The 9,544-nt window shown below is 30.7% G+C and carries 5 protein-coding genes and 1 pseudogene; 1 reads left to right on the top strand and 5 read right to left on the bottom strand.

Annotated elements, in window-relative coordinates:
• Nucleotides 1-252: 252 nt before the first annotated feature.
• Entirely contained in the window at nucleotides 253-1,128 is an 876-nt protein-coding gene (dapA, locus tag EYW44_RS21665) for a 4-hydroxy-tetrahydrodipicolinate synthase (RefSeq protein WP_132727901.1), read from the top strand.
• An 80-nt stretch (nucleotides 1,129-1,208) separates the two neighbouring features.
• Here dapA and purL read toward each other — a convergent pair whose 3' ends face one another.
• The 5 genes and pseudogenes from purL to EYW44_RS22835 form a co-directional block, all read right to left on the bottom strand.
• Complete coding sequence (gene purL / locus EYW44_RS21660; protein WP_132727898.1) at nucleotides 1,209-4,898, bottom strand: phosphoribosylformylglycinamidine synthase; 3,690 nt, start codon at nucleotides 4,896-4,898, stop codon at nucleotides 1,209-1,211.
• Nucleotides 4,899-5,018: 120 nt separating this feature from the next.
• Nucleotides 5,019-6,479 (bottom strand): S41 family peptidase, encoded by a 1,461-nt coding sequence (locus EYW44_RS21655; protein ID WP_132727895.1) that lies wholly within the window; start codon nucleotides 6,477-6,479, stop codon nucleotides 5,019-5,021.
• 172 nt (nucleotides 6,480-6,651) lie between these two features.
• On the bottom strand, nucleotides 6,652-8,100 hold the full coding sequence (locus EYW44_RS21650) for a S41 family peptidase (protein WP_132727892.1): 1,449 nt from the start codon (nucleotides 8,098-8,100) through the stop codon (nucleotides 6,652-6,654).
• Between the two features lie 78 nt (nucleotides 8,101-8,178).
• Nucleotides 8,179-8,979, bottom strand: a complete 801-nt coding sequence (locus EYW44_RS21645) for a carboxypeptidase-like regulatory domain-containing protein (protein WP_132727889.1) — start codon at nucleotides 8,977-8,979, stop codon at nucleotides 8,179-8,181.
• 451 nt (nucleotides 8,980-9,430) lie between these two features.
• Nucleotides 9,431-9,544, bottom strand: a pseudogene (locus EYW44_RS22835) (IS5/IS1182 family transposase); the annotation flags it as partial.

Below are 9,544 nucleotides of genomic sequence, written 5' to 3'. Positions count from 1 at the left end.
TATTTCTAATTCTATCATATCTTTGCTTAGTACTTGGTACATAGGGTTGTGTTTTTATGTTTCGCAACACAAATATCTACAACCCTTAATTTTTTCTCAAAAAAAGTCAAGATGACTTCAAAGTAAAAAAAGCTTTATGATATTAGAAATTGAAGAAAATTAAACATGAAAATAAAAATTGTGTATTCTTTTAAAAATAACCTGTAAATTCTAAGAAAGTGCTAATTTTACAATCAAATCAGATTTAATAATATGCAACAATTTATTGGGACAGGAGTAGCGTTAGTTACCCCTTTTAATGAAGACAAGTCAATAGATTTTGACGGCTTAGAAAGATTAGTAAATTATCAAATAGATAACGGTGTTAATTATTTAGTAGTTTTAGGTACTACAGGTGAACCAGCTACTCTTACAAATGAAGAAAAAGAGGCTGTCAAACAGAAGATAATAGCTGTAAATAATGGACGTTTACCTTTGGTTTTAGGTATTGGAGGAAATAATACAGCTGCAGTTGTTGAAGAGATAAAAAATACTGATTTAACAAATTTCGACGGAATATTATCTGTTTCTCCTTATTATAACAAACCTACTCAAGAAGGGATATATCAGCATTTTAATGCTGTAGCAAGTGCTACTACCAAGCCAATTATTCTTTACAATGTTCCTGGAAGAACATCGTCTAATATGTTACCAAGTACTGTAATACGATTAGCAAACGACTTTGAAAATGTTGTAGCGGTTAAAGAAGCTAAAGGAGACATTGTACAGGCTATGGAAATCATAAAAAGTGCACCTAAAGATTTCTTAGTTATTTCTGGAGATGATATGATTGCTTTACCAATGGTTTTAGCTGGTGGAGCAGGTGTGATAAGTGTAATTGGAGAAGGTTTACCTAGTGAATTCTCTAGTATGATTCAGTTAGGTTTAGATGGAAAAGTTAAAGAAGCTTATGAGTTACATTATAAGGTAGCTGATAGTATTGATTTAATTTTTGAAGAAGGAAATCCTGCTGGTATTAAGTCTTTATTACAGAAAAAAGGAATATGTTTAGATGAAGTACGTCTTCCGTTGATAAAAGCATCAGAACAATTACAAACAAGAATTTCAGATTTTATAGATCATCTATAGAATATTTATTTTAATTCATAGTAGAAAAAAATCCCTTGTTAATTAACAAGGGATTTTTCATTTGAAATAAATTATTTAATTTATTTTTTATTTTCGATCCATTTACGAGCATTAACAAATGCTTCTAACCAAGGAGAAACTTCATCTTGTCTATCTTGTGGATAGTTAGCCCAGTTCCATTGGAAAGTAGAACGCTCAATATGTGGCATAGTAACTAAATGACGTCCAGTTTTATCACACATCATCGCTGTATTATAATCTGAACCATTAGGATTGTTAGGATAACCTTCATAACCATATTTAGCAACAATGTGATAGTTTTCTTCAGCTTCTGGTAAACTAAATTGACCTTCACCATGAGAAATCCATACCCCTAGTTCTGTTCCAGCTAAAGTAGATAACATTATAGAATTATTTTCTTGAATTTTTACAGAAGTAAATGAACTTTCGTGCTTTTTAGAATCATTGTGTATCATTTTTCCATGTACTTTATGATCTGGATTGATTAAATCAAGTTCCATCCATAATTGACATCCATTACAAATACCAACAGATAGTGTATCCTCGCGATCAAAGAAGTTCTTTAAAGCTTTATTTGCTTTTTCATTGTATAAAAATGCACCAGCCCATCCTTTAGCCGAACCTAATACATCTGAGTTTGAGAAACCACCTACAGCTCCAATAAACTGAATATCTTCTAACGTTTCACGACCAGAAATTAAGTCTGTCATATGAACATCTTTTACATCAAAACCTGCTAAATAAATAGCGTTTGCCATTTCACGTTCAGAATTCGATCCTTTTTCACGAATAATTGCAGCTTTTGGTCTTGGTTGATCAGAAGAAGCAACTATATCCGCTAACTTACCAGTAAAATTACTTGGGAAAGTATATTTTAATGGCTGATTTTTATAATTATCAAAACGATCTTGAGCTAAGTTATTAGCAGTTTGCTTTTGATCTAACAAATAAGATGTTTTATACCAAGTATCTCTTAATTCAGAAACAGATAAAGCAAATACATCTGTATTGTTTTTAATATTTAATCTATCAGATTCAGTTACAGAACCAATATTAAAGAATTCAATATTATTTTCAGCTAAAATAGCTTCAACAGAAGCATCAGCTTGGAAAACGATACCAGAATTTTCTGCAAATAATAATTTGATGCTATCTTCTTCTTTTAGACTAGATAAATCAAGGTTTGCACCAATATTAACATCAGCAAAACACAATTCTAATAAAGTTGTAATTAAACCACCAGAAGCTACATCGTGACCAGCAGTAATTTTACCATCTTTAATTAAACTCTGAATGGTATTGAATGTGTTTTTAACAAATTCAGCATTTTTAATAGTTGGTGCTTCATTACCAATACTATTTAATACTTGATGGAAAGAACTTCCTCCTAATTTGTATGTGTCTTGAGAAAGATTTATATAATAAATATCTCCTTTATTTAATTGTAATACAGGCTCTATAACCTTATTAATATCATTACAATTAGCTGCTGCAGAAATAATTACTGTTCCTGGAGAAATAACTTCTTCATTACCATATTTCTGTTTCATTGAAAGAGAATCTTTTCCAGTAGGAACATTAATTCCTAAATCAATCGCAAAATCAGAAATTGCTTTAACGGCTTTATACAAACGAGCATCTTCCCCTTCATTTTTACAAGGCCACATCCAGTTGGCAGATAAAGAAACTGATTGTAATCCGTCTTTTAAAGGAGCCCAAACAATGTTCGTTAATGCTTCTGCTATAGAATTTTTACTTCCTGCTTCCGGATCAATTAAACCTGAAATAGGAGAGTGTCCAATAGAAGTAGCGATTCCTTCTTTTCCATTGTAATCTAAAGCCATTACACCTACATTATTTAAAGGAATCTGTAATGGTCCAACACATTGTTGCTTGGCAACTTTACCACCTACACAACGGTCTACTTTGTTAGTTAACCAATCTTTACAAGCCACTGCCTCTAGTTGTAATACTTGAGACAAGTATATTTGTAAGTTTTTAGTTTTATATCTTGAGTTCTTGTAATTTCTTACAACAGTATTATCTGTTAAAATAGTTTTAGGAGAACTTCCAAACATATCTTCTAAAGCTAAATCCATTGGTTTATTACCGTTAGATTCAGATTCAAAAGTAAAACGATGATCACCTGTAACATCTCCAACAGTGTACATTGGAGATCTTTCTCGATCAGCTATTTTGTTTAATGTTTCAATATGTTTGTCAGAAATAACTAATCCCATACGTTCTTGAGATTCATTTCCGATGATTTCTTTATCAGATAGAGTAGGATCTCCTACAGGTAATTTATCTAAATTGATTTTTCCTCCAGTATCTTCTACTAATTCAGATAAACAGTTTAAGTGTCCACCTGCACCATGATCGTGAATAGAAACAATAAAGTTGTCATCACTTTCAACCATACCACGTACAGCATTTGCAGCACGTTTTTGCATTTCAGGATTTGAACGTTGAACGGCATTTAATTCAATACCAGTAGAAAATTCACCAGTATCAGCAGAAGATACCGCAGCACCTCCCATACCAATTCTATAATTTTCACCTCCTAAAATTACTATTTTATCACCTTCTTTTGGTGTATCTTTTAAAGCTTGAGAAGCTTTACCGTACCCAATACCTCCGGCTTGCATAATTACTTTATCGTAACCTAATTTTCTTGCTTTAGAAGTACTTGCAGAAGAGTTTTCTTCATGCTCGAATGTTAGAACAGATCCACAAATTAATGGTTGACCAAATTTGTTACCGAAGTCAGAAGCACCATTTGAAGCTTTTATTAAAATGTCCATTGGTGTTTGATACAACCAATCTCTTGCTTCAAATTTTTGTTCCCAAGGTCTGTCTGCTTCTAAACGAGAATAAGACGTCATGTAAACAGCTGTTCCTGCTAAAGGTAAAGAACCTTTTCCTCCAGCTAATCTATCTCTAATCTCTCCACCAGAACCAGTAGCAGCACCATTAAAAGGCTCTACGGTAGTAGGGAAATTGTGTGTTTCTGCTTTTAAAGAGATTACAGATTCAAATTCTTTAGTATCATAAAAATCTGGCTTGTCAGCACTTTTAGGAGCAAATTGCGTAACTTTTGGTCCTTTTATAAATGCTACATTGTCTTTATATGCAGAAACAATATCGTTAGGATGTTGTTTTGAAGTTTCCTTGATTAATTTAAATAATGATGTTGGCATTTCTTCACCATCAATAACAAAAGTACCATTGAATATTTTATGACGGCAATGCTCAGAGTTTACTTGCGAGAAACCAAAAACTTCAGAATCGGTTAGTTTTCTACCTATTTTAGTAGCAACTTCTTCTAAGTAAGTTACTTCTTCAGGACTTAAAGCTAAACCTTCTTGTTCGTTGTATGCATTGATATCCTCAATTTCTAAAATATCTTCAGGTTGAATATCAATGGTAAAAGTATCTTGATTTAAACCATTAAATTTCTGAGAGATCATTGGATCAAAGTCAGAAAAATCTTCATTAACAGATTCAAATTCTTCAATTCTAATAATTCCACCAATTCCCATATTTTGGGTAATTTCTACAGCATTTGTACTCCAAGGAGTTATCATAGCAGCTCTTGGACCAATAAAAAAAGCGTCTAAAGACGCAGCATTTATTTTAGGTTGGTCGCCAAATAACCAAGTTAACTTTGAAATTGTCTCTTGTGTTAATTCTTCTGTTGTTTGAACAGCAAATATTTTACTGTTTGTGTTTCCAAAGAAATGAATCATTATCTTTTTAGTTTGTGTGTTGTTAATTCGCAAAATTAACTTTTTTACTTTGATTATGCACATAAAAAAACTCGCAATTTTTTGCGAGTTTTTTTTAAGTACTTTTTTATGTAACTAACACTATTTAGTTACTGTTAAAAGGTATTTATCAATATACATTTCACTTTCAAATTTCCTATATGTTTCTTTCAATTTTACAGATTTAACACTTTTGTTAGAAGGTTTAGTGGTGATTCCTTTTATATGATTTAAAGCTGTTTTTAAAAGGACTTCATTTTCATCTCCAAAGGGAAGTGTTTCATTCCAAAAATTAGTAGCTTCTATCCATATATCTGGTTCAAAACCATCATCATAATCACTATTACCAACACTATTATAAACTTGTGACACTATAGGTTGCATAGCCATTTTATGTGAAGGATCCGCACTTGATTTATCGAGATAATCACTAGTAGGAGAATCGTATAAAGTAAGTGAAGCTTCATTTTTACCTCTTGTTCTATCACCAATAATAATAACTTCTATGAAAGGTTTTAAAGCATTAATAACAAGTTCGCTAGCAGAAGCTGTTCTGTTGGTTGTTAATACGTATAATCGATTTAAACCAGTTAATCTGTTGATGGTTTGAGTTCCTGTTAAATTCAGGTTACTATCGAATACATTTAAATTATGGGAAAACTTGAATTTATAATTTGAATCAGTGTGTTTATGATTGTATTTTAACTCAGCAAAAGTTTGTTTTTGAGCTTCAGCTTCACCATAAATCATGCTAGTTAAATAACCACATGTTTGTATTGAACCACCTCCATTAATTCTTAAATCTAAAATTAATTCTTGAATTCCAGCACTCTTTAAATCAGCAAAAGCAGTATTTAATTCATCGTTATAAGAACTTCTAAAACTACCGTATGCTATATAACCAACTTTTTTTCCAGCTATATCGTCAAATGTTTTAGTTTGAATAACAGGATTATCGGATACAGGACCTTTGTTGATAGTTATTTTGTTTTTAACGGTTATACCATCATTTTCGGTGAAAATAAATTCAGCAGAATTAACGTCAAATAATGTACTGTAAACATCTTCATGATTTGTTAAAGTCATTGTCTGATTGTTAATGCCATTAATTATATCTCCTCTTTTAAAGTTGGCTGTTGCTGCAGGTGAATTAGGAATTACACGCTCTATATATCGTATAACTTTGTTGTTTCCTATTTCAACAGGAGAGGAAAAATAAATGCCAAAACCAGTATATATACCTTCAAAACTTTGTTGTTGTTTCTCGTAATCTTCAATAAACCATGAAAATTCATCTTCTTCATGTTTTAAGCTTTCAAATAAGTCTTGAGGAGTTTCAAAACCATTTAAATAAGTATGGTATGCATTGCTGTTTTTGTATAAAGATTCATTAGCTAAGGAAGGAACTTGTTGTTGCCATTTGTACCAGCTATTAAGAGCTTTCCAAGTAAAACTATTGATTGGTTGTTTTAAAACTACAGAAGTTGTGTTTTGAGTAACAATTTCATCTTTACTACAAGATAAAATAACAACTACTAATGTTATTAGTATCACTTTTTTCATTTGAAGAATTTTTTTGGTTGATTAGCCTACAATTTAATAAAATTTATCAACTTGAAAAAAAGGGAAGGAGAGCAGACTTTAAAAAATCTGATATGTAGAATATATGAATACATCTAAAAAAAGAAAACTCGCAATTTTTTGCGAGTTTTTATAATTTATAAAATAGTTGAAACTATTTGGTAAGACTTATGAAATCATGATCAATGTACATTTCAGTATCAAAACGATTCTTTTTAATACCACTTAATTCGACAGCATCAGTAAGATTATTAACTGATCTAGTTGAAATACCTCTGATATTATCTAAGGCAGCTTTTAAAACAACTTCATTTTCATCACCAAAAGGCAAAATATTATTCCAAGATCTAAACTCTTCTATTTTAATGTTAGGCTCAAAACCTTCATTGTAATCGCTCTGACCTAAGTTATTGTAAATTTGAAATACAATAGGTTGCATAGCATTCTTGTGTGCAGAATTGGCTGAGTTAACATCAGTAAAATCACTAGAAGGAGAATCATATAAAGTGATAGAGCCTTCGTTTTTACCTGTAGTTTTTGTTCCTACTATCACTACATCAATAAAAGGTCTTAAACCATTTATAATCATTTCACTTGCAGAGGCAGTACTACCAGAAGCAAGTACATATAATTTTGTAATTCCTGTTAATCTGTTTATGTTTTGTTCACCAGTTTTATTACCTTGACTATCGTATACATTTAATCGGTCAAAGAAAGGAGCTCTAGCATTTCTATCAGTATGTTTAGAGTTGTATCTTAATTCAGCAAAAACTTCCTTTTCCGATGGTTCTTCTCCGTGAATCATACTAGCTAAATACGCTGAAGTAAGTACTGAACCACCTCCATTAATTCTTAAATCTAAAATTAATTCTTGAATTCCAGCACTCTTTAAATCAGCAAAAGCAGTATTTAATTCATCGTTATAAGAACTTCTAAATCCGTTATAAACTAAATAACCTACTTTTTTACCATTAATGTTGTCAAAAGTTTTTACTAAATGTACTGGATTATCAGAAACAACTTCTTTTGTTATAGACTTGTTTTCTTTAGCGGTAGTACCATCATTTTCAACAAAATTAAATTTAGCAGTTTCTTGACTATAATCATTATCTAAAATAGATTTATAATTAGCTGTAGTCATTACTTTGTCGTTGATACCATTGATGATATCACCTCTTTTAAATCCTGCTTTATCTGCTGGTGAGTTTTCAGATACATATTGAATATACATTACCACAAAATCAGTAGTTCCAACTCTAACTAAAGAAGGTCTAAAACCAAAAGATTTAGATATCCCTTGAAATTGTTGTTGTTGAGCAACGTAGTCTTCAATAAACCACGAAAAATCATCGTCAGGGTGTTTCAAACTTTCAAAAAGTGCTTGAGGAGTTGAAAAACTGTTTAAGTAATTGTTGTAACTATTTACATTATCATCTTTACTATCTGCTAAATTAGGTACACTTTCTTGCCAGTTGTACCAACTATTCATTGCTTTCCAAGTAAAATCTTTAACGCTACTTGTGGTTGGTACATCTGTTCCTGGCTCATCCTTACTACATGATACAAATGCCAAAACAATAGCTGCTAATAAAGCTTTTCTCATTGTTATGAAGTATTAAATTATTAAGTGTTTCTACCAAATCTAATAAAAAAAAGTAAAATTTGATATTTTTTTAACTGTTTAGTTGTCTTTATTTAACTTTTTTTCAGGAATTCTATTTCTTTCGATTTTTCCTTTTTTAATAGCTTTATAGTTTTCATAACAATTTAATACCGCTTCAATCATTTGTAGGTCGCTTGCTTTTTTGATAAAATACTCAGAGTAATCACAGTCAGTTAATAATTTAGAAAGTTCTTGTTTGTCCATTTCTAAATACTCCATCATTACTTCTCTATCAAATTTACCAGCAAGCATTTTACGTAAGTTATCTTCTTTCTTAAGCTTTTGAAGCTTTTTCAATTGTCGTGGTTTTTTTCCAAATAGATTATAAACCATATCAACAGGATTGAAAAGTTTTGCTATTGGAGACGTTATTTTTTGAGGTCTTCCAACTTCATACGTTTGCGGAACACCATTTAGTCGAATCCTAGTAAAATTATCTTTAGGCACTTGTTTTACATCTACTTCTAAAACACCTATTAATTTAGTAGATCTAATTACTACTTCTTTTACTTCTTCAGGCTTTTCATTTAAAGCAATAACTAATTCATTACCCTTAAGTAAATCGTTTGTTACTTTCAGTTTTATAGATTCGTACCCTAAATAAGAAACTAATACAGTATCGTTAGCTTTAGCTGTTAACTCAAATAATCCTTTTTCATTAGTAATGGTACCAATTACTGTGTTAAGGTTTAATACATGAGCAGCGCTTAGCTCTTTTTTTGTTTTTGCATGTATTATTTGTCCTTTAAGTTTGTTGTTTTGTGAAAAAATAAAAGAAGAAATAAATAAAAATAATAAAAGTGTAAAGTGTTTCTGCATATTGCAATAATACGGATATTTAAGGGTATAATTGTTAATTATGTGTGAAAGAAGCAGTAATTCTTCACATGTATTGTATGGGGTGAATAGAGTGTATGATTTTACTTTTTAAAGTATTAGGATATATTAAATGGTATCAAAAAGAAAAAAAGCCACTATTAAATAGGTAATAGTTGGCTTTATATATGTTCCCGTCCTATAAGGACTCGTTTCCATTGTAAAGGTAAGTATATTTATGGAATTAAACTCTACAATTAACTTAAAAGTAAAGTAATTTTAATATTATCGATGTGATTAGTTGATATACTATAAAAAGTAAACAAGGAGTAATGCACTGTGAGAGTTATGCTTGGTGATTACAATTAAATAAAAAAGCCAACTATTATTTTTGGTTAATAGTTGGCTTTTTTAATGATCCTCGCCCCCAAGGATTTGTTTACTTACACTGAAGTCATCTTGACTTTTCAATTTTATGAAATTTCTTTAATCCGATTACAATAAATGCTAGGAAATTAAAGCCTTTCCAACTAGTAATTGTGGTGTCAAATCTATTCAATAAAGAACG

It is taken from the genome of Tenacibaculum sp. M341 (genome assembly GCF_004337695.1).
Lineage (GTDB): Bacteria > Bacteroidota > Bacteroidia > Flavobacteriales > Flavobacteriaceae > Polaribacter.
Note: the sequence above shows the minus strand (reverse complement) of the source record. Positions and strands in the feature narration are given on the sequence as shown.

Coding starts and splice junctions, on each gene's coding strand:
- EYW44_RS21655 (WP_132727895.1), bottom strand. CDS start 6,479: ATGAAAAAAGTGATACTAATAACATTAGTAGTTGTTATTTTATCTTGT.
- EYW44_RS21650 (WP_132727892.1), bottom strand. CDS start 8,100: ATGAGAAAAGCTTTATTAGCAGCTATTGTTTTGGCATTTGTATCATGT.
- dapA (WP_132727901.1), top strand. CDS start 253: ATGCAACAATTTATTGGGACAGGAGTAGCGTTAGTTACCCCTTTTAAT.
- purL (WP_132727898.1), bottom strand. CDS start 4,898: ATGATTCATTTCTTTGGAAACACAAACAGTAAAATATTTGCTGTTCAA.
- EYW44_RS21645 (WP_132727889.1), bottom strand. CDS start 8,979: ATGCAGAAACACTTTACACTTTTATTATTTTTATTTATTTCTTCTTTT.